This is a genomic window from Candidatus Oscillochloris fontis, from assembly GCF_004138135.1.
GTDB classification, from domain to species: domain Bacteria; phylum Chloroflexota; class Chloroflexia; order Chloroflexales; family Chloroflexaceae; genus Oscillochloris; species Oscillochloris fontis.
In genome coordinates this window covers 86,611-107,157 of the sequence record NZ_RYFD01000009.1, presented here as the reverse complement: position 1 = coordinate 107,157, position 20,547 = coordinate 86,611, and the positions used below count along the sequence as shown (strand labels likewise).

At 58.8% G+C, this 20,547-nt stretch carries 14 protein-coding genes and 1 riboswitch; of the genes, 8 read left to right on the top strand and 6 right to left on the bottom strand.

The genetic code is table 11. The features are described 5' to 3' along the window. A partial coding sequence (locus EKD03_RS05910) for a hypothetical protein (RefSeq protein ID WP_153188292.1) occupies positions 1 to 458 on the bottom strand: 458 nt, incomplete at its 3' end. A gap of 239 nt (positions 459 to 697) precedes the next feature. On the opposite strand from EKD03_RS05910, the gene EKD03_RS05900 reads away from it, so the two are divergent. Together EKD03_RS05900 and EKD03_RS05895 are read left to right on the top strand one after the other, a co-directional pair. After that, complete coding sequence (locus EKD03_RS05900; protein ID WP_129628556.1) at positions 698 to 2,842, top strand: phospholipid carrier-dependent glycosyltransferase; 2,145 nt, start codon at positions 698 to 700, stop codon at positions 2,840 to 2,842. 107 nt (positions 2,843 to 2,949) lie between these two features. Then, positions 2,950 to 3,306, top strand: coding sequence for a cupin domain-containing protein (locus tag EKD03_RS05895; protein ID WP_129628554.1), 357 nt, complete (start codon positions 2,950 to 2,952; stop codon positions 3,304 to 3,306). A 96-nt stretch (positions 3,307 to 3,402) separates the two neighbouring features. On the opposite strand, the gene bchG is transcribed toward EKD03_RS05895, so the two are convergent. Further along, positions 3,403 to 4,332 (bottom strand): (bacterio)chlorophyll synthase, encoded by a 930-nt coding sequence (gene bchG, locus EKD03_RS05890; RefSeq protein ID WP_129628552.1) that lies wholly within the window; start codon positions 4,330 to 4,332, stop codon positions 3,403 to 3,405. A 123-nt stretch (positions 4,333 to 4,455) separates the two neighbouring features. Here bchG and EKD03_RS05885 point away from each other — a divergent pair, with 123 nt between their 5' ends. Together EKD03_RS05885 and EKD03_RS05880 are read left to right on the top strand one after the other, a co-directional pair. Continuing rightward, positions 4,456 to 5,295, top strand: coding sequence for an SDR family oxidoreductase (locus EKD03_RS05885; protein ID WP_129628550.1), 840 nt, complete (start codon positions 4,456 to 4,458; stop codon positions 5,293 to 5,295). Between the two features lie 67 nt (positions 5,296 to 5,362). Beyond that, on the top strand, positions 5,363 to 5,833 hold the full coding sequence (locus tag EKD03_RS05880; protein WP_129628548.1) for a YqhA family protein: 471 nt from the start codon (positions 5,363 to 5,365) through the stop codon (positions 5,831 to 5,833). Positions 5,834 to 5,885: 52 nt separating this feature from the next. Here EKD03_RS05880 and EKD03_RS05875 read toward each other — a convergent pair whose 3' ends face one another. Continuing rightward, a complete protein-coding gene (locus EKD03_RS05875; RefSeq protein ID WP_129628546.1) occupies positions 5,886 to 6,662 on the bottom strand; it encodes an enoyl-CoA hydratase-related protein in 777 nt (258 codons plus the stop codon). Positions 6,663 to 6,879: 217 nt separating this feature from the next. Beyond that, a riboswitch (SAM riboswitch) is annotated at positions 6,880 to 7,007 on the top strand. Positions 7,008 to 7,091: 84 nt separating this feature from the next. On the opposite strand from EKD03_RS05875, the gene metH reads away from it, so the two are divergent. Together metH and EKD03_RS05865 are read left to right on the top strand one after the other, a co-directional pair. Continuing rightward, positions 7,092 to 10,598 (top strand): methionine synthase, encoded by a 3,507-nt coding sequence (gene metH, locus EKD03_RS05870; protein WP_129628544.1) that lies wholly within the window; start codon positions 7,092 to 7,094, stop codon positions 10,596 to 10,598. A gap of 62 nt (positions 10,599 to 10,660) precedes the next feature. After that, a complete protein-coding gene (locus EKD03_RS05865) occupies positions 10,661 to 11,299 on the top strand; it encodes a DedA family protein (RefSeq protein WP_129628542.1) in 639 nt (212 codons plus the stop codon). 152 nt (positions 11,300 to 11,451) lie between these two features. Here EKD03_RS05865 and lon read toward each other — a convergent pair whose 3' ends face one another. The 3 genes from lon to EKD03_RS05850 form a co-directional block, all read right to left on the bottom strand. Continuing rightward, the gene (lon, locus tag EKD03_RS05860; RefSeq protein WP_238613406.1) at positions 11,452 to 13,899 is read right to left on the bottom strand and encodes an endopeptidase La; all 2,448 of its coding nucleotides are present in this window, start codon (positions 13,897 to 13,899) and stop codon (positions 11,452 to 11,454) included. A 54-nt stretch (positions 13,900 to 13,953) separates the two neighbouring features. Continuing rightward, positions 13,954 to 14,451, bottom strand: a complete 498-nt coding sequence (locus EKD03_RS05855) for a MarR family winged helix-turn-helix transcriptional regulator (protein WP_129628540.1) — start codon at positions 14,449 to 14,451, stop codon at positions 13,954 to 13,956. 314 nt (positions 14,452 to 14,765) lie between these two features. Beyond that, entirely contained in the window at positions 14,766 to 17,537 is a 2,772-nt protein-coding gene (locus tag EKD03_RS05850) for an ATP-binding protein (RefSeq protein ID WP_129628538.1), read from the bottom strand. A gap of 393 nt (positions 17,538 to 17,930) precedes the next feature. On the opposite strand from EKD03_RS05850, the gene EKD03_RS05845 reads away from it, so the two are divergent. Beyond that, positions 17,931 to 19,541: an LbetaH domain-containing protein gene (locus EKD03_RS05845; RefSeq protein WP_129628536.1), complete on the top strand. Its 1,611-nt coding sequence runs from the start codon at positions 17,931 to 17,933 to the stop codon at positions 19,539 to 19,541. A 3-nt stretch (positions 19,542 to 19,544) separates the two neighbouring features. Continuing rightward, complete coding sequence (locus EKD03_RS05840; protein ID WP_129628534.1) at positions 19,545 to 20,492, top strand: response regulator; 948 nt, start codon at positions 19,545 to 19,547, stop codon at positions 20,490 to 20,492. Positions 20,493 to 20,547 lie beyond the last annotated feature (55 nt).

Genomic DNA, 20,547 nt, shown 5'->3' with positions numbered 1-20,547 from the left:
CTCATGGCCCAGGTTCGCGCATCAATCTGCGGATTGACGACCGGGCTATCCGGCACCTGATCGGTGAGGTGGTAGGCTCCATCATTCAGCCCCAGCGGATCATAGAAGTGGCGCAGGGCGGCATAGGCTTCGGGTTCATCGGCGGAGAACCCGCCATGCTCGATCCAGCCTGGGACATCGAGGGTGATCGCTTCCTCATCCACATTGAGGCTGCCCGGTACCACAATCCCCATACCGCGCAGCAACAGGCTGTGATCGATGGGTGACCGCGTATACTTCTCGCCCTGGCCATAGGTCGCCTCAAACTGCTGAAAGGCGTGTACATTGATGCGCGGGTGGGCGTAGAGATTACCCCACGCTTGCGCCGGGGCAGTGGGTAGCCCGGCCAGCAAGACAATGGTGAGCAACAGGGTGAGTAGAATCCCGGTGCGCTGCGGAGTGGATGTGGGAGAGTTCATAGCAGACCTCGCGGCTAGGAGCGAGTTACTCGTAGTATAGCGGATTGGTATTACCGACACTCGTGCTACAATGAGCGCTGCGATCCACCTCCGGTGGGGGTTTGGGGGCGGCTGCGCCGCCCCCGAAGATCTTTTTTTGTGTTTTTTGGCGGCGTAGCCGCCAAAAAACACAAAAAACTGGGGTTTGGGGCTTCAGCCCCAAGGACTCATCAACCGCGACAAGCACCCAACACTACCCAATGCGACAGACATACCAACGCTCCGTTCTGCTCATCCTCGCCCTCTGCCTCTGGCTGATTGGTTGCGGCTTCATGCTGAACCGTCCCGCCGTGAGCTTCGATACCGTGAGCGGGCTGTATGCGGCTGAACAGGTAGCTACCAGCACCTACCGTTGGAGTGGCGATCAAATCATCATCCCCATCACCCGCCACAGCGGCCCGACCCAACTGCATCTACGCTTGGCCGCCCCGCGTTGGCCGGAGCGACCTGCCCCCGAACTGCTACTGGCAACCAGTAGCACCTTGGCGCACCTCAGCCCACCCGCCGAGATGCGCCACTATCACCTGCTGCTCCCCCCAGACACCAGTGCGCTGTATCTTCACACCAGCGTGGCTCGTCCCCCCGGCAACGACCCGCGCTGGTTGGGGGTGGTACTCTACGATCTGTGGGCGATCCCTAGTGGCCTGCCACTCGATTCTATTCGCCTAGGTCTCCTCCTGTTCCCCGTGGTCTTCGCGGCGGCCCTCATCCTCGATTGGAGCATCCGGTGTGGTTGGGCGGCCCCGCTGCTGCTCACCGGCCTTGCCTTGCTGCCGCGCATCATCGGCCTCGGCCACACCCCCCCCGGCTGGCGGATTGATGAAGTCGTGAGTCTGGTGGATGCCTGGAGCCTCGCCCAAACCGGGCGCGATCATTTGGGCCACGCCTGGCCGTTGGGAGCCTTCGAGGCGCTGGGCGACTGGATCGCGCCGCTGTTGACCTACCTGGAGTTGCCCTTTGTGGCGCTCTTTGGCCCACAGCGCCTCGTTGGGCGTGGGGTGACGGCGGTCGTGGGGGCGCTCGCCGCCCCCCTCGGCTATGCGCTGGCGCAGCGGCTGGGCATGGGGCGGGCCGGGGCGATCACCACTGGCTTGATGATGGCGCTCTCGCCCTGGCAGATCACGATCAGTCGCACCGCCTTGCCGCCTGCGCTCGTGCCGACCTTCTGGACGCTTACCATGCTCGCCGGGGTTCACTTCATCCATGTTCGCGACCGCCGCACCGCCATATGGTTGGCCCTTGCCGCCGGGTTCGCGCTCTACACCTACCCCACCCTCAAGATGGCCGCGCCATTTTTGGTGGCGCTGGTGATCCTGCTGGCGCTCTTCGCATGGTGGCGCAGCCCCGCACGCCCCCATCTAGGCCAGGTAATCCGCGCATGGCTCCCGGCGGGGTTCCTCTTGGCGCTCCTCTGGGCACCCTTTATCCACGTCACGCTCTTCAACCCGGCCAGTTCCACGCGCCTCGGTCAAGCTGCGCTACGCGCCGATTCAGCCAGCGAATGGATTCGGGCATGGTGGGCGGGGTATGTGGTCTACTTCCAGCCCGATTTCTACTACCGTACCAGCGATGGAAGCTCGTTGATGAGCGTCCCAGGGTTTGGCGCGGAACTCTGGGCGGGTCTGCCCCTCGTGTTGATCGGTCTGGTGATGGTAATGAAGCGCAATGTGGCATGGGTAGGGGTGCGTCGCGACGCGCCCCTACGCGATATTCCTTACCTGGATACATATAGATTCATCCCCCTCTTCATCCTGGGCACCATCCTGATCGCCCCGTTCCCCTCCAGCGTCACCACACCCAGCCCGCACAGCTACCGGGGCGCACCGATGGCCCCGATCTATGCCCTACTGGTCGGCTATGGGGCGGCGTGGCTCTGGCAGCAGCGCCGCCCGCTGCTTCAGTACGGGGTAAGCCTCGTGTTGGCCGTCGGGTTGCTGTGGCAGTGGGGCATCTGGTGGAATGCCTACACCCAGGAGTACCCGCGCATCCAGGCCCAACTTAACCAAGATGGGTTAGCAGAAACGCTGCAACGGGCGGTCAATCTGGCCGCAAACTACGACGAGGTGTGGGTTAGTTATGATACGATTGCCATCCCTTACCTCTTCGTTCTCGCCGCCCAACCCATGCCACCCGCTGAAGCGCAACGCCTGATCCAGGTGGATCGGCGCCCAGGGCGATTCAATGCGATCACCCGTGTTGGTCCCTACCTTTTTGTGGACACCCACGACTTACCCGTCAATCTCCCCACGCTGGCAGCGGTACCAGGAACAACGGGATGCCAGGGGTTTGTGATCCAGGAGTGGGAAGAGGCGGGCAAGCGGATTTTGGTCGTCCGTGGAATGTGAACCGCCCCAATCATGCTACAATCAGTATCATCCTGGAGTTGTGACGGATAACGCGAATATGTCCAGGCCAGTCTGTGCGTAGATGCAAGAATGACGAGGTGCGAGCCATGGGTCTTCCGGCAGAATTGATCATTAACATCGGAGATGTGCTGCAACGAGTTCAGCACAACGGGCCGGCAACGAGTATCAATAGCGAGCAGTTAAATGTCAATCTGCTCCACCTCAGCGAAGGTGCGAGCATTCCTCAACACACCAATGAAGAATTGGATGTGTTGTTTGTCGTCATTCAGGGAACCTGTAAGCTGTTTGTGGATAACCAGACCACCGTCCTGCGCACTGGTATGGCGGCTGTGGTGCCCGCCGGACGGGTGCGCGCCCTGCGCTGCACCATGGGGCCACTGGTCTATCTGACGTGCCATCGTCGCCGTGGCCCGCTCATGCCCAAGATTCCTGAGCGTAATTAACCCTAGCGGGGGCTGCGGGGGCCGCAGGCCCCCACAAGAATCTCTCTTGTTGCGGTATTTTTGGCGGCGTAGCCGCCAAAAATACCGCAACATACCCTACCCAAAATACCCCCCCACAATAAAGGCCGAAAAGATCTCCAGCAGTAACACAAACGGATTATTGACCAACAGAAAATACTTGAAGTTGGTGTGATTGGGTTCACGGAAGAGCCGGATCTGGAACGGGATGGGCGCGACTAACGCCAAGGCCACAAAGCCAGCCGCCCACACGTAGCCGCCGATCAATGCCAGCACCAGCATCGCCACCAAGCAGAGATCAATAATCGTATACGCTACCACCAAGGTTTGGCGTACCCCCAACGCCACTGTCAACGACTTCAAGCCCAGTTGACGATCCCCCTCAACACTCTTAATATCATTGAGGAAGAGCAACCCCGCCGCCAGCGCACTATTGATCAGCGCCAAAATCACACTCGGCCATGTGAGGGGCCCAAAGAGCATATGTCCCACCAGCCAGGTCAGCAGGATGTAGCCTACCCCCACCGCCGGTGGGCCAAACCAGAAGTTCTGTTTGAGCTTAATCGGTGGCATACTGTAGAGGACGGAGAGAATCAGGCTGATCAGGGCGAAGATGGGAATCCAGAGGCTGTAACGTGCCAAGAAGATCCCGATCAGCATGGTGCTCAGGCCCAAGATGATCCAGTTGGCGCGAGCGGCTGCCAGACTCAAGCGCCCAGAGGGGATGGGGCGGCCCGGATCATTGATCGCATCCAGCTCATAGTCGTAGTAGTCGTTAATACTCTGGCTAAACCCGGTTCCGAGTGGCCCACACATCAGCGCGGCCAACCCGGCCAAGAGCAGGTGGTTGAGGTTGGTGGGATCAAAACCCGGCGTGCCTTGGCTAGAGGCCAGGGCACCACAAAAGACCATGGCAATTGCGGCCACCCAGGTAATCGGGTCGGCCAGTTCTAAATGGGCCTGGAGTTGGGTGCTGAACGCGGGCTTGGATGTGGCTGTGTGCTGCATAGCGGTTTTTCTTCCAACACGTAGGGGCGAAGCATCGCCCGCGATGTGGTCAGGGATTAGTAACAAGGCTAGGAGCGATGCTTCGCCCCTACTGGGTCATAATAAACGAAAGGACGCCCCACAGTGATCGGTAAGATTGTCATGGTCACGGGTGCAAATTCAGGGATCGGCAAGGTAACGGCGCTCGAACTGGCACGTAAAGGTGCGACGGTGGTGATGATGTGTCGCAACCGCAGCAAGGCCGAGGCCGCCCGCGCCGAGATCATCGCCCAGAGTGGCAACAATCAGGTCGAGTTGATTATCGCCGATTTTGCCGCGCTCGACTCGGTACGGCGCGGCGTAGCCGAGTTCCTCGCCCGCCATGATCGGCTGCACGTCCTAGTCAACAATGCCGGGCTGTTTGTTGATCAGCGCACCCTCAGCCATGACGGCTACGAACTGACCTTCGCGGTCAACCACCTGGCCCCGTTCCTGCTCACCAACCTGCTGCTCGATGCCCTGCGTGCGGCTGCTCCGGCGCGGGTCGTGAATGTCTCTTCGTCAGCGCACATACCCGGACATATCCGCTTCAACGATCTTCAGGCCACCCGTGGCTATATCGGCTTCCGCGCCTACAGCGACTCGAAGCTGGCCAATATCCTCTTCAGCAACGAGTTGGCGCGGCGCATGGCGGGCAGCGGCATCACCTCGAACAGCCTGCACCCTGGGGTGGTAAACACCAACTTTGCGACTGGTTCGGAGGGTATCTTCCAGTTTATCTTCAATCTGGCACGGCCCTTCTTCATCACCCCCGAACAGGGCGCACAGACCTCGATCTACCTGGCGAGTTCGCCCGAAGTGGAGGGGATCAGTGGCAAGTACTTTGCGGATCAGCGCCCCCAACGCGCCTTGAACGAGGCCAATAATGTGGCGGTGCAGCAGAAGTTGTGGGAGGTGAGTAGCCAGTTGGTGGGGTTGGGGTAGGTTGACAATCCGCCCACGTTTGCGTAGACTCACCCGCGCATCATCTCTTTATCAAAAGGAACAACCTATGCGGCGCTTTCTAGCGGCCACACGCTACATCGCCCTCATCCCTAGTATCTGCATCTTTATCGCTGGTACCGCGCTCATGGTCTATGGAGCCATCGAGTCCTTCCAGATCATCATGCATGCCTTTGAAGAAGAGGTCAGTTCCAAAGGTGCCAAGACGCTGCTGCTCTCGGCCATCGAATTGGTAGACCTCTTCCTCCTCGCCACCGTCCTCTATGTGATCGCGATTGGCCTCTACGAACTCTTTATTGATGATGACCTCCCACTTCCACCGTGGCTCATCATCCACGACCTTGACGATCTCAAGGAGAAACTGATCGGGGTGGTGATCGTGGTTTTGGGGGTTCTCTTCTTGGGCCAGGTGATCGCCTGGGATGGCACCCGCGATCTGCTCAACCACGGCGGTGCGGCGGCGCTGGTGATCGCGGCCTTGTCCTATTTCCTCAGTTTGAAGAAGAAGGCCAAAGAATAGAGACGCCATCAAGTAGAGACGCAATATTTTGCGTCTCTACTTGATGGCGTCTCTATTCGCCGCGAAACTCCGGCTTGCGCTTCTCGGCAAAGGCGGCCATGCCCTCTTTCTGATCGTAGGTATCGAAGAGCAGGTAGAAGTTGCGCTTCTCGATCTCCAACCCCTCACGCACGGTCGTCTCGGCAGCATAGCGCACGGCATCCTTGGCCATCCGCACCGCCAGCGGCGGCCTCGCGGCGATCTTCTCGGCCATCGCCTGCGCCGCCGCCATCAGTTCTTCCGCCGGGTAGACGCGGCTTACCAGACCATAACTGGCCGCCTCCTGGGCCGAGATCATATCGCCGGTGAGGATCAGTTCCATCGCTCGGTATGGCCCGATGGCCCGCGTCAGGCGCTGGGTGCCGCCCGCCCCCGGAATGACCCCGATGGTGATCTCTGGCTGCCCGAACTTGGCCGTGTCACTGGCAATAATGATGTCGCACATCATCGCCAACTCACAGCCGCCGCCCAGCGCATAACCTGATACCGCCGCAATGATCGGCTTACGGCAATCGCGTACCCGATCCCACTTGGCGATAATTTCACTGGTCAACATCTTCATCGGTGTTGATTGGCTCATCGCCTTGATGTCAGCACCCGCCGCAAATGCCTTCGGCCCGCCGGTCAGAATCAGCACCCGGATCGCCTCATCGGCATCACACTGGGCAATCGCCGCCACCAACTCATCCATCAGTTCTGGACTCAGGGCGTTCAGCGCCTTGGGGCGGTTCAGGGTGAGGGTGGCCACGGCGCCACGCACGTCAACCAATACCAGTGGTTCTTCGCTCATTGATAGTACTTCCTTGTAGATGAAGCGGTACCAATCCCATCTCCAATGGGGGGTTGGGGGCGGCGAAGCCGCCCCCAAAGATCTTTTTTTGTTGATGTTTGGCGGCGTAGCCGCCAAACATCAACAAAATTATCCCTCCTATTATCGCATAACGTTGCACACCCCGTGCGCCTATGCTATACTCTGCCCGCCAGAAATGGCTGCTAACAATGGATAGTGCTCATCCAGAGGGGCGGAGGGAACGGCCCAGCGAAGCCCCGGCAACCACGTATCAATGCCACGTGTCGAAGTTATGCATTGATCCGAACGGTGCAAACTCCGTCAGCGCAAGCTGGAAGATGAGGTCTCCTATGCCTTCACGCCAGCATGTGGGGGCTTTTTTGTTGCGCTGCGCCTCCAGCGCTCTGTATTGCACCCATAGAGGTTGATGTGACGAAGCCAACCTACCTCCAAGCGCTCGCTGAGCGTGTGCTGATTTTCGATGGCGCGATGGGGACGAGTATTGATACCTTCAATCTTACGGTTGAGGATTATGGTGGCGAAGCCACCAATGGCAACCGTGATTATCTCGTCATGACGCGCCCCGATGTGATCGGCCAGATCCATGCCTCCTACCTTGAAGCCGGTGCTGATGTGGTCGAGACGTGTACGTTCCAGAGTTCCCGCCTCCGGCTTGAAGAGTGGGGGCTGGGCGAGCGGACTATCGAACTGAACCAGACCGCCGCTGCGCTCGCCCGCTCGGTCGCCGACCGCTTCGCGGCCCAGGATGGTCGCCCGCGCTTTGTGGCTGGCTCGCTGGGGCCAACCGGTAAACTGCCCTCTTCCGATGATCCCGCGCTCTCCGACATTACTTTTGCGCAACTGAGCGACATCTACCGCGAGCAGGCTACCGGCCTGATCCAGGGTGGGGTTGATCTGCTGCTCATCGAGACGAGTGTGGATGTGTTGGAGGTGAAGGCCGCCCTCGACGGGATTCGCCGCGCAAAGGCCGACCTCAACCGCCCCGATATTGCTGTCCAAGCCCAGGTCTTCCTCGATCTCTCTGGGCGTATGCTGCTTGGTACCGATGTCCCCGCCCTGATCGCTACGCTCGAAGCCATGCCGGTGGATGTGATCGGCCTGAATTGCTCGACTGGCCCGGAGCATATGCGCGAGGCGATCCAGTATCTCACCGCCCATTCGCGGAAGCCGATCTCCTGTATTCCCAACGCTGGCTTGCCACTCGAGGTGGACGGCGAGACGGTCTACCCCATGCTCCCTGATGAGTTCTCGCGCATTCTGGGCGAGTTTGTGCGCGACTACGGTGTGGCGGTGGTGGGTGGCTGCTGTGGCACGCGCCCCGGCCACATCGCCGCCGTGCGCGAGACGCTCGGCCTCGCATGCCCGCTCAAGCAGCGCGAGATAGACTACATCCCCAGCGTCTCGTCGGGTATCCGCGCTGCGGCGTTGCGCCAGGAGGGCACGCTGACCCTGATCGGCGAGCGGGTCAATACGCTTGGTTCGCGCAAGGTGAAGCGCCTACTGATCAGTGACAATTATGATGGGGTGGTCGAGGTGGCGCGTGAACAGGTGGATAGTGGTGCCCACCTGCTCGATGTCTGTGTGGCCATGACCGAGCGCAGCGACGAGTCGGTGCAGATGAATGCGCTGCTCAAGAAGCTGACCATGAACATCGAGTTGCCGCTGGTGATTGATACAACCGAGACCGATGTGCTCGAACAGGCACTGGCGATGTACCCCGGTCGCGCCGTGGTCAACTCGCTCTCGCTGGAGGGTGGGCGCGGCGGCAAGATTGATAAGGTGCTGCCGCTGGTGGCGCGCTACGGTGCGGCCACTATGGCCATGACGATTGATGAAGAGGGTATGTGCCACACCCGCGAGCGCAAGTTGGCGGTAGCCGAGCGCATCACCCAGATCGCCCGTGACGAGTATGGCGTCCCCGCCGAGGCGCTGATCTTCGATGTGCTCACCTTCCCGATTACCACCGGGCAGGAGGAGTTGCGCAACGCAGCGGTCGAGACCATCGAGGGCATCCGGCTGGTCAAGGAGCGCATCCCCGGCTGCTTCACCACGCTAGGGGTGAGCAACCTGAGCTTCGGCGTCGCCGCGCATGCCCGCGCCGCGCTCAACTCGGTCTTCCTCTTCCACGCCATGGCTGCCGGGTTGGACACCGCGATCATCAATCCGGCCCACATCACCCCCTACACCGAAATCCCCAATGAGCAGCGCGAGATCTGCGAAGACCTGATCTTCAACCGCCGCGAAGACGCGCTGGCGCACTTCATCGGCTACTTCGAGCAGCATCAGGCAACGCCCGAACAAGACGGGGCCAGCGACCCCACCGCTGGCTTAGCGGTGGACGAGCGCCTGCACTGGAAGATTCTGCACCGTAAGAAAGAGGGCGTCGAGGCCGATATTGAAGAGGCGGTCGCCAACCGCGAGGCCGCCGGGGCAGCGCGAGGCGTCGCAGCCGTCGAGGTGCTCAACAGCGTCCTGCTACCCGCCATGAAGCAGGTGGGCGATCTCTTCGGCACCGGGCAACTTATTCTGCCCTTCGTCCTCCAGAGCGCCGAGGTGATGAAGAAGGCCGTGGCGCGCCTCGAAACCTACCTGGAGAAGATGGAAGGCTCGACCAAGGGCAAGGTGCTGCTCGCCACCGTCCTCGGCGATGTTCACGACATCGGCAAGAACCTGGTCAACACCATCCTCGCCAATAACGGCTACACCATCTACGACCTAGGCAAGCAGGTGCCGGTCAACACGATCATCGAGCAGGCCATCGCGTTAGAGGTGGATGCCATCGGCCTCTCGGCACTGCTGGTTAGCACCAGCAAGCAGATGCCGCTGGTGGTGCAGGAACTCCACCAGCGCGGCATGAACCTGCCGGTGCTGGTGGGCGGCGCGGCGATCAACAAGCAGTTTGGCCAGCGTACCAGCTTTGTCGCCACAGACACCGCCTACGCGGGCGGCGTCTTCTACTGCAAAGACGCCTTTGAGGGGCTAGAGGCGATGGATCGCCTGAGCGACCCGGCGGGGCGCGCCGACTACATCGCGGCCAGTCTGCGCGAGGCCACCGAGGGGCTTGGCAAGCGCAGCGTTGGGGCCGCCGCGCTGAATAGTGTCGGGGCCAGCGGGCCACGCTCGCAGGTGCGCAGCGATGTGCCCGTGCCCACCCCACCCTTCTGGGGCGCCAAGGCCACCAAGCGCATCCGGCTCGAAGATGTCGCCGCGCACCTCGACCACAACGCGCTCTTCCGCCTGCAATGGGGCGCGAAGAACGCCAAGGGGGCCGAGTGGGAGACGATCAAGGCCGAGTTTGAACAGCGCCTGCGCGACATGTTGCGCAGTGCCGAGCGTGACGGTTGGTTGGAGCCCCAGGTGGTGTATGGCTACTTCCCCGTGCAGAGCGCGGATCAGGAGTTGGTGGTCTACGATCCCGCCTCGGTACAGAGCGGCACGCCCCGCGAACTGACCCGCTTCGCCTTCCCGCGCCAGATTGGGCGCGAGCATCTCTGCCTCGCCGACTACTTCCGCAGTGTGGCGAGCGGCAGCTACGATCTGGGCGTCTTCCAGTTGGTAACGGTGGGGCCACGCGCTAACGAACTGAGCAACCAACTCCAGGCCCAAGGCGATTACAGCCAGGGCTACTACATCCACGGGCTTGCCGTGAGTATGGCCGAGGCACTCGCCGAGTACACCAACCAGATCGTGCGCCAGGGGCTAGGACTCGGCGAAGGCCGGGGCAAGCGCTACTCGTGGGGCTACCCGGCATGCCCGGATCTGGCCGAGCACACCAAGCTCTTCGCCATCCTCCCCGCCGAGCAGATCGGCATGAGCCTCACCGAGGCATACCAACTGGTGCCGGAGCAGAGCACCGCCGCGCTGGTGGTACACCACCCCGAAGCCAAGTACTTTAGCATCGGCAGCGCCGAATAGGGCTGCCTATACAGATGGGGTTGCGTAGCTAGGCTACGCAACCCCATCTGTGTGGAGACACCATGGAGTTCATCACCGGCATCATTGACTTCATCCTGCATATTGACGAGCATCTCGGACGTTTCGTTACCGACTATGGTGCGTGGACCCTCGGTATCCTGTTTGTGATCATCTTCTGCGAAACCGGCCTCGTCTTTACGCCCTTCCTCCCCGGCGACTCACTGCTCTTTGCGGCAGGCGCGATCTCAGCCCAATACCCCGACGCGCTGCCCTTCGGCTTCATGCTGATCCTGTTGATCACCGCTGCCATCCTGGGCGACACCGTCAACTACTGGATCGGCTCATCCTTGGGCCACTGGCTGATGAACCGCCCCAAGCCGCTGATCAAGCGCGAGTATATTGATCGCACCCACGCCTTCTTCGAGAAGCATGGTGGCAAGACGATCATCATGGCGCGCTTCGTGCCGATTGTGCGCACCTTCGCCCCCTTCGTTGCCGGTATGGGCAAGATGTCCTACCGCTACTTCCTCACCTACAATATCGTCGGTGGTATAGCATGGGTGATTCTCTTCCTCGGCGCGGGCTACCTCTTCGGCAACGTGCCCTTTGTGAAGCACAACTTCGAGTGGGTCGCCATCGGGATCGTGCTGGTCTCGGTACTCCCGATGGTGATCGAGTTTGTGCGCGGGCGGAAACATTAAATTGTTACCCGCACCAAAAGGGAGGAGGCGGTATGTACCGCCTCCTCCCTTTTGGCTTTGCTGCAATGTTCTTGGGGCTGATGCCGCCAAACACCAACAAAAACGATCTTCGGAGGCGGCGCAGCCGCCCCCAAACCCCACCAGAGGTGGCTTTACACCGTTACAACGGGTTTGATGACCTCAACTATCGGGGCGGCGGTAAGGGCAATCTGTAACACCTCATCCATAGATGTGACCGGGATCAGATTGAGATCCTGACGCACCTTTTCGGGGAGTTCGACAATATCCTTGGCGTTCTCCTTGGGTAGGATGAAGGTACGGATACCAGCGCGGTGGGCGGCAAGGGTCTTCTCCTTGAGTCCACCGATGGCGAGCACCTTCCCGCGCAGCGTCACTTCACCAGTCATGGCCACATCGCGGCGTACCGGCTGGCCCGTCATGGCGCTGATCAGCGCGGTAGTGAGCGTAATACCTGCCGAGGGGCCATCCTTGGGCACCGCACCTTCGGGGATGTGGATGTGGATGTTGTGCTCCTCGAAGTAGTTGGTCGCAATGCCGAGCTGATCGGCCTTGGAACGCACATACGAGACGGCAGCCTGGGCGCTCTCCTTCATCACATCACCGAGGTGTCCAGTCAGGAGCAGCCCGCCCTTCCCCTTGACCGGCAAGACCTCAATGCTGAGAATGTCACCGCCGGTGCTTGTCCAAGCCACGCCGGTGGCAACCCCAATCTCATCGCGCTCTTCGGCGAGGCCGAAGGTGAAGCGTTCGGGGCCGAGGTAGGTCGGCACATCATCGGTATCAATCAGATAGCTGGCGGGGCTATCTTCCGCGCCGGGTTCGGTGGAAGCAGCAACCTTACGCGCCACCTTACGGCAGAGGGTCGCCAGTTCGCGTTCGAGGTTACGCACCCCAGCCTCGCGGGTATACTCACGCACCAACTTGAGCACGGCACCATCGGTAATCTCCAACTGTTCGGGGTGGAGGCCGTGGAACTCGCGCTGCTTGGGCACCAGGAAGCCACGTGCGATACCGAGCTTCTCATCTTCAGTATAGCCACCAATCTCGATGATCTCCATGCGGTCGCGCAGCGGGCCGGGGATCGGTTCGAGCTGGTTGGCCGTGGCGATAAAGATCACCTTACTGAGATCGAAGGGAATCTCCAGGTAGTGATCGCTGAAGGTGTTGTTCTGCTCAGGATCGAGCACTTCGAGCAGTGCCGAGGTCGGATCACCCCGGAAGTCGGTACCAACCTTATCCACCTCATCCAGAATATAGACCGGGCTATTCGACTTGAAACTCTTCATACCCTGGATGACACGACCCGGCATCGCACCGATGTAGGTACGGCGGTGGCCGCGAATCTCGGCCTCATCGCGCACGCCACCCAGGCTGGTGCGGATGAACTGGCGATTGAGCGAACGCGCAATACTGCGCCCCAGGCTCGTCTTGCCCACACCGGGTGGGCCAACGAAGCAGAGGATCGGGCTACGCATCTTATTCCCGGCCAGCTTACGCACCGCGAGGAACTCCAGGATGCGCTCCTTGACCCGTTCGAGGCCAAAGTGATCCTGATCGAGCACTTTCTGCGCCTCGACAATACTGATCTCGCCGTGATCCTCTTCGGCCCAAGGCAGATTGAGCAGCCAATCCAGGTAGGTGCGAATGACCCCGGCTTCGGGGCTATTCATTCCCTGCTGGGCGAGGCGCTTAATCTCGTGCAGCGCCTGGTTTTTGACATAATCAGGAGCGGTGAGTTCAGCAACCTTACGCCGCAGTTCATCAATCGGATCATCGCTATCATCATCCTCGCCGAGTTCACGGCGGATGACGCGCATCTGCTCGCGCAAGAAATACTCACGCTGGCTCTGATCGAGCACCTCTTTGGTATCCTGCTGGATCTTCGCACGCAGTTTGAGCAGTTCCAGTTGGCGTGCCAACACCATATTCGCCTTGCGCAAGCGGGCCATCGGATCGAGCGTATTGAGAATATCGAGGCGGTCGCGGAAGTCGAAGGCTGGCCCCCAGGTGACAATATCGGCCAGATGACCGGGGCGCTCGATGCGGTGGACAAACTGGATCGCCTCTTGGGGCACTTCACCCAGATGATCCACAAACTCATCCACCTGCTGCTTCACCGTATCCATGAGCGCCTGGATCTCCATGCTATCCACATCAGTGTCAAAGACCGGCAGACAACTGACACGGTAGAAGGGTTGGATTTGGATTGCACTCTGGATCACGGCGCGGTGCAAGCCCTCAAGGATGACCCGCGCAGTCCCATCGGGGAGTTTGGCAAACTCCTCCAGGCGAGCGATGACCCCAGTCGGAGGGAGTTGCTGGGACTGGGCACTCTTATAGCCCTCCAACTCATTCTCGCGCACAAAGATGAGCAACACCTCGTGGTCTTCGTCCCAGGCGCGCTCCATGGCCCGGTAGGATTTCCCCTGCGGCACTTGGAGGGGGATGGTCATATGGGGCATGATCACCATCTCGCCCAACACCACCAGCGGCAACAGGCGTGCATCCTTGGTTGCAGGCTCAAGATCGCTATCATTCAGCATTGCGGGTTCATGCGTAGGGCGCAACTCATCGCTCATGCAACTGTATCCTCACTATCATATCAAACCAAGACAACAGGGGACAAAACCGACTTAGGCTAAACGTCTATTTTCACCATAATCCGTGACGCGCTGCATCCCAGCGAGTACCTGCTCAAGAATCTGCTGGAAGGTATCAACCTCGTCTTCACTCAACTGGCCGAGGGCCATCTGCATCTGTTCACGGCGTGCTTGGCGGATTTCTGAGATGAGAGCAATGCCCCGCGCCGTGATATAGACCATCACTTGGCGACGGTCATGCTTATGACGAGTACGTTCAATCAACTGTTTTTCCACTAGTCGATCAACAATACCCGTGAGCGATGCGGCGGACTGATGGGTCGCATCGGCAAGATCGGACATCTTACACTCTTCGCTCACCTGGTGCAGGTGAATGAGCGTGTAGAACTGAGGCAAGGTGAGGCGAAAGCGCTCATCATCAAGCAGTTGCATGAATTGGCGCTGAGCGAGCCAGCTAATCTGCATGATCGCTTGCTCGATCTCCTCAAGCGTGCCGCGTTCGGTTTGTAGTTCGCGACGGACTGAGGCCATACGGCTATCCTCACGGATGTAGATATTCAACACTGTTGAGTATATCACCCTTAAAGGGTTGTGGCAAGGGAATGTCACCTCCGGTGGTTGGGGCGCAGCCCCCATCCCGTAGGGGCGAAGCATCGCCCACCATAGCCCCCCCCCACCGAATACATCCGCAGGCGATGCTTCGCCCTTGGGGCGCAGCCCCCACCCATCGAATACATCCGCAGGCGATGCTTCGCCCTTGGGGCGCAGCCCCCCACCTTCGCCCTTGGGGCGCAGCCCCCCCCACCGAATACATTCGCCCTTGGAACCCCACCGGAGGTGGGCCGTCACCGAGGGAACCGTTGATATAACATTACCGCCGTAGCCTGGTAGCAGGGCCGCAATTGCTCGGCGAGATCGTGGGCATCTTGGAGGCTAGAGGTCTGTTCGAGTTGGTTACACAGGGTAGCGAGGGCATGCGCACCAAGCTGGAGGCTACCACCACGGAGGCGGTGGGCAATCCGGCGGGCCGCGTCCCAATCGGTATGCACGATGGCTGCATCAAGCGCATCAAGTTGGGGCAGAAGTGCCTCTTCAAAGAGTTGGGCCAGATTAAAATCGGTGGCGGCACCATCTAAGTCGAGAGATTGGGCAAGCAATTCAAGGTGGTTCCAGTCAATCAGTGTGGGTTCAGCGGTTGGAGGCATTGGGTCATCAGCAGCGGGATTCTGGCATGCGAGAGCCTGTTGCAGGTCATTCGGCTGTACCGGCTTACTGAGATAGCCATCAGCACCCATGTTCAGTAGCCGCTCCCGTTCACTATCTAACGCATTGGCGGTAAGTGCAATGATCCGGGGTTGTACAATGCTGTCACCGTAGGCGCGGATCGCCAGGATGGCTTGGGCACCATCCAGCCGTGGCATCTGAATATCCATCAACACCACATCATAGGCATGTTCGTGTAGCGCATCAACCGCAGCTTGACCATCATCCACGATGGTGACGTGGTGGCCAAGCCGCGTCACCATGCGCCGCACGACTTCTTGATTGACCAGATTGTCCTCGGCGACGAGAATATCGAGTGGATGCTCGGCGGCGCACAGGGGTTTGTTGGGGCGGGGAAGATCGACGGGATTGGCATGGGCGAAGGGCAGGTTCACACTGAAGATCGAACCATGACCGAATCTGCTCGTCGCCCCAATCGTTCCACCCATGAGGTGCGCCAGTTGCTGGCTAATGGCTAAACCCAGGCCAGTGCCACCATAACGGCGGGCGGTACTGCTATCGGCCTGCACAAACGGCGCAAAGATCCGTTCGAGTTGCTCCTCAGTCATCCCGATACCCGTATCGCGCACCTGGAAGCTGATCTGCGAACACTCCGGGCTGGGTTGATCGAGCCGCGTGACCTCTAGGGCGACCTCACCTTGGCTGGTGAACTTCACCGCATTACCAAGCAGATTAAGCAGAATCTGGCGTAAGCGGGCCGCATCACCCTGCACCGTCTGGGGAACATCCGGGGCGATGTAGCAATTGATAGCGAGGTTCTTGGTTTGGATGGTGTGGGCAACAAGATCAATGGTGGTCTTTAAATGATGATGCAGATCGAAGACGGCCAATTCCAATTCAAGCTGGCCCGACTCGATGCGTGAAAAGTCAAGAATATCGCTAATCACCGCCAGAAGCGCCTCGCCCCCGGTGCGGATCGTATCCACAAAAATGCGCTGTTCGTGGTTAAGATCACTCTCTTGCAGCATCGCAGACATACCGAGCACCGCATTGAGTGGGGTACGGATCTCGTGGCTCATATTGGCCAAGAAGGCCGATTTTGCCCGCGTCGCAGCCTCGGCGGCATCATTGCGGGTGCGCAAGGTATTCGCCATCTCCCACTGCTGGATGAAGGCTTTGATCATCTCAAGACCGGTGCGCAGCATCCGCAATATCGCATCGTTCCATATCCGATCCGCTTGACCATCGCCTGCGGCGAGGGCACCCTGCCAGTGGGGATCGATCTGGAGGCCCAGGCCCAGCATTGATCGGATTCCATTGGAACTGAGTAGGGTATGTGCACGGGTGCCAGGGGCAAAGAGTTGATCAATCGGGCCGACCACAATCACGCCTTGCTCAATCGTGGCTAACAGAATGGGAGGCAGATGTTCACGGTGTATCCGAAACTGACGAACGGGAACCGTAGCGGGCGCGTGGCCCTCGATCACAATCCCCACCTGTTCAACCGCCGCATCAGGGCGCGGAAAGATATGTAGGGCCAAGTGGCTACAATTGAGCGCACTGTACAGCGTCGTAACGGCCTGTTGAACTACTGGTTGCCACGCCAGGGCATCGGCACCTTGCACCAAGAGGATGCGTGAACAACGCGCCAGCGCTTCGGCATAGCGAAGCTGTTCGGAGAGCGCCTCCTCCGCCGCTTGGCGGCTGCGCATCGCGGCATTAAGCTGGTTGAGTTCGTTGTTTGTACTGAGGCTGGCCTGAAGTTGGACGTTGGTCTGTTCGAGTTGGTGTAGGGCACTGCGGGTGGTTTCGAGGCTTGTCTGGTAGGCGCGTAAGAGTGAACCGACGATGATCACCATCAGGATTGAAGTACCACCAATAAGGACGAGGTTGTTGAAAATCAGCGGCCATGTGAGCACCACATGGCGGATCGGGTCGAACGGGTAGGGGCGTATTCCAAGCCTAATGCTCGCTGGGATGACCAAGAAACCGACCAATCCGATGCCAATAACGACATATGCTGCACGTTGGCCGAGTAACAGCACCGTTAACACGGCGGTGACAACGAGGAGGCCGGGAACCATTCCGAACAGGCCAAAAAAGTAGAGACCAATCAGCGTTAAGAGGAGAAAATAGCCAACCAAAACCATTCCGCGCAGCCGATAGTTTGTTCGACGCGCAAGAACGACCGTAAACACGATCAGGGTCATACTGACTTGGCAAAGTCCAAAGATCCAGTATCCGATCCAAATACTGACCATCATATTGATCAGCATCATCGGGATGATCAATACAAAAAAAAGGCGTAAGAGTAGCGCAACGATTTGTTGACGCCAGACAAGGAGGGGATCAGCATCAAACGGCCCCACATTGGTGGGGGAGATGTTGCTCATGGTGTATGTGTCCTTGAAGGTCGGGTGCTGCTAGTATAGCACGTTATCCAACGGGGTCGAGACGCAAACGGCGGTTGCGTAGGGCATGGGCAAAGCCCTTGGGGCTGCGCACCAAAAATGATTTTCGGAGGCGGCGCAGCCGCCCCCAACCCTCCACCGGAGGTGACGTTGCCCATGCCCTGGGCGGCTGCGCACCTACGTTGACTCAGAATAGGGCACGGTGTACAATGCCTAAACGTAGACACCTCATAACCCCCTGTTTCCCGTGTAATCCGACTGTAATCTTACAACCTTGAGATTACGCCTATCTACCGTCTATAGTAGTAGCGTGATCAAACGGGAAACGTCATTACTTAGGTGTCTCCTACACTGGCTCGCAGAAAGGGGTCGCTCATGCGGCGTATCATCATTCGCGACACATCTCGGATTGAACCCTTCGCTGAGCCCGCTCGTGATCTGCGCATTTTGAACAAACCCCTCTGGTTGATGCAGCGTGATCTGCTAAAGGCCCATTATGCGCACACGAGTGAGGTTGACTCGTTCGAGGAGTTATATAATCTGATTGACCAGAGCGATGAAGAACTGATCATTTACCGTGATAATCTCTTTTTCAATGCTGAGTTGATCGAGACCTTTATAGCACGGGCTAAAACCTTGGGGCGGCCCTGCCAGATTGCCTTTTGGGCTACTGACGAGGCGCGTGGGATCAAGGGTGATGCGAGTATTGAGAAGCACGCACTGCAACTCTGTACCAACATCGTTCGCCACGATCATGCCACCTATCACGCCAATGGGCGCGAAGCTCAGGGTGCGGTGCATCTGGCCGATATCTTCTACTACCCGGCAGGGCAGCGTGTGGCGCCGGTGCCGCTGATTGTAGAGACGATCAGCCGCGAGATGGGCTACTACCACATTCCGAGCTATATGGCCACCAACCAGGGCGATCTGACCTACCAGATCCCGTTGCGGGCCTTCTTGTCGATTGAGAGTTGGCTGCATGTCTTGATGGCAAATGTGCTCATGGGGGTCTTCTCTTTGGCGGCGCAGCAAGATTCGCGCATGGAGAAGGCCCGACTGATCAATATTCGCAATTGGACCCAAGAAGACTGGCAACTCTTCCCCAGTAAGATCGCCTTCTCGCTCAATGCCTTGTGGGAGAAGTTGAACCCACTCGAAGAACCTTGGCGCAACCACTTTTTGTCCTCGCGCAGCCTTGTGACAGTCGGGAAGCGCTGTTCAATCGATCCAACTGCGATCATCCACGGGCCAACGATCATTGGCGATGATGTCTATATTGGGCCGGGGGTAGTGATTGCCAACAGCATTATCGGCAACAATGTCAATGTAATGCAAGGCTCGCAGATCATGCTCAGTGTGGTCAGTGATCGCTGTTTCATGCCCTTTAATGCCGGGCTCTTTATGACCGCGCTGATGGAAAATAGTATGGTGGCCCAGAATAGCACCTTGCAACTCTGCGTTGTGGGCCGTAATACGTTTATTGGCGCGAATAACGTCTTCACCGACTTCAACTTACAAGGTGAGCCGATCAAAGTTGCCCATCAGGGGCGGGTGGTTGAGATCAACCTGCCGGTGCTCGGCTCGGCGGTGGGGCACAATTGCAAGATCGGGAGCGGCTTTGTGGTCTATCCGGGGCGCATGATCGAGTCAAATGCTGTTATAATCTTTGACAATGAGAAGAACCTGATCCGCAAGACGGTTCCCGGTCATAATGTTGATGATGTTGATGTGCGAGGTGAACCTCGCCGCATCGTCTATCATTGGCCGAATGTCTATATTGATCCAGCGGATGATCGCGACCAAGTGGAACCGCCCGATACACGTGCCTTGTATACTGGCAACGGGGTTGCTGGTGAGCACTATCGTGAACGTTCGGATGACCAACTGCTCAGTTTGCCCGCCGATGCTGAGGTGGGTAGTTCGGTCAATCATTCGGTGATGAGTCTGCCAGTAGCCGTCGGCGTCTCTGCAAGGCGAGGAGGATAGGCGGTGAGTAAAGAGCGCATCCTGGTCGTTGAAGACCAACCAGACATTTCAAGTCTGCTCAAGATCTACTTTACCTCTCAGGGCTATGAGGTTTTTACGGCGATGCGTGGCCAGGTGGCGCTGGAGATCTGTAGTAAGACGCCGCCCAACCTAGCGCTGCTTGATGTAAACCTGCCCGATATGGAGGGTTATGATATTGGTAAGGCACTCCGGGCCAGCCCGCGCACGCGCCACATCCCGATCATCTTCCTCACTGCACGTGGTGAACGGCGTGACCGGCTGATTGGCTTGGGTGAGGTGCAAGCCCAGTACTATATCGTCAAGCCCTTCGATATCGAAGAGGTGCATACGATTGTCAAGAATCAGCTTGATGATGCCCGCCGTAAGAATCAACTCCATCCGGTGACGAATCTGCCGACGGCCGATCTGATCAATGATCAGTTGCGCCAGTTGCTCTCAACCCAGGGTTGGGCGATGGCCCTGGTGCATATCAATGGCTTCGAGACGTTTACCCAGTCCTATGGCTCGGTGGTGGGTGAGGATGTCTTGAAATTTAGCGCCCTGCTGATGAACGAAGTGGTGAACGATCTCGGTAGTACCGAAGACTTTGTGGGGCATATGGTGGTGGGGCCAACCTTTGTGGCCACTTCGGCACCAGATCGCCTCAAGGCGATCTGTGAACGGCTGATCGCCCGCTTCGATGAAGAGATCGGCCTGCATTACAACTACAAGCACCGGAAACAGGGCTATATTGAGGTGCCGGACGATCAGGGTGAGATGCGCCAGGTTCCACTTATGTCGCTCTCAATCGGTGTGCTCACCAGCCAAGATGGCCCCTTCTACGATATTCGCGAACTGAGCGAAATGGCCGAAGAGACCCGTCAGCGTACTGTTCAGCAGGCACGTGAGTTGGGTAAGAAGAGTTGGGTAACCTTCGGGCGGGCGCATTAGCGTCACCAAAGAATGACCGGCGGTCAGAGGGGAGTTGTGGTCGCCAATATGCGCT

What these genes read in the sequence shown, in the direction of transcription:
- EKD03_RS05900 (WP_129628556.1), top strand. Translation starts at nt 698, where the DNA reads ATGCGACAGACATACCAACGCTCCGTTCTGCTCATCCTCGCCCTCTGC.
- EKD03_RS05895 (WP_129628554.1), top strand. Translation starts at nt 2,950, where the DNA reads ATGGGTCTTCCGGCAGAATTGATCATTAACATCGGAGATGTGCTGCAA.
- bchG (WP_129628552.1), bottom strand. Translation starts at nt 4,332, where the DNA reads ATGCAGCACACAGCCACATCCAAGCCCGCGTTCAGCACCCAACTCCAG.
- EKD03_RS05880 (WP_129628548.1), top strand. Translation starts at nt 5,363, where the DNA reads ATGCGGCGCTTTCTAGCGGCCACACGCTACATCGCCCTCATCCCTAGT.
- EKD03_RS05875 (WP_129628546.1), bottom strand. Translation starts at nt 6,662, where the DNA reads ATGAGCGAAGAACCACTGGTATTGGTTGACGTGCGTGGCGCCGTGGCC.
- EKD03_RS05865 (WP_129628542.1), top strand. Translation starts at nt 10,661, where the DNA reads ATGGAGTTCATCACCGGCATCATTGACTTCATCCTGCATATTGACGAG.
- lon (WP_238613406.1), bottom strand. Translation starts at nt 13,899, where the DNA reads ATGAGCGATGAGTTGCGCCCTACGCATGAACCCGCAATGCTGAATGAT.
- EKD03_RS05855 (WP_129628540.1), bottom strand. Translation starts at nt 14,451, where the DNA reads ATGGCCTCAGTCCGTCGCGAACTACAAACCGAACGCGGCACGCTTGAG.
- EKD03_RS05850 (WP_129628538.1), bottom strand. Translation starts at nt 17,537, where the DNA reads ATGAGCAACATCTCCCCCACCAATGTGGGGCCGTTTGATGCTGATCCC.
- EKD03_RS05845 (WP_129628536.1), top strand. Translation starts at nt 17,931, where the DNA reads ATGCGGCGTATCATCATTCGCGACACATCTCGGATTGAACCCTTCGCT.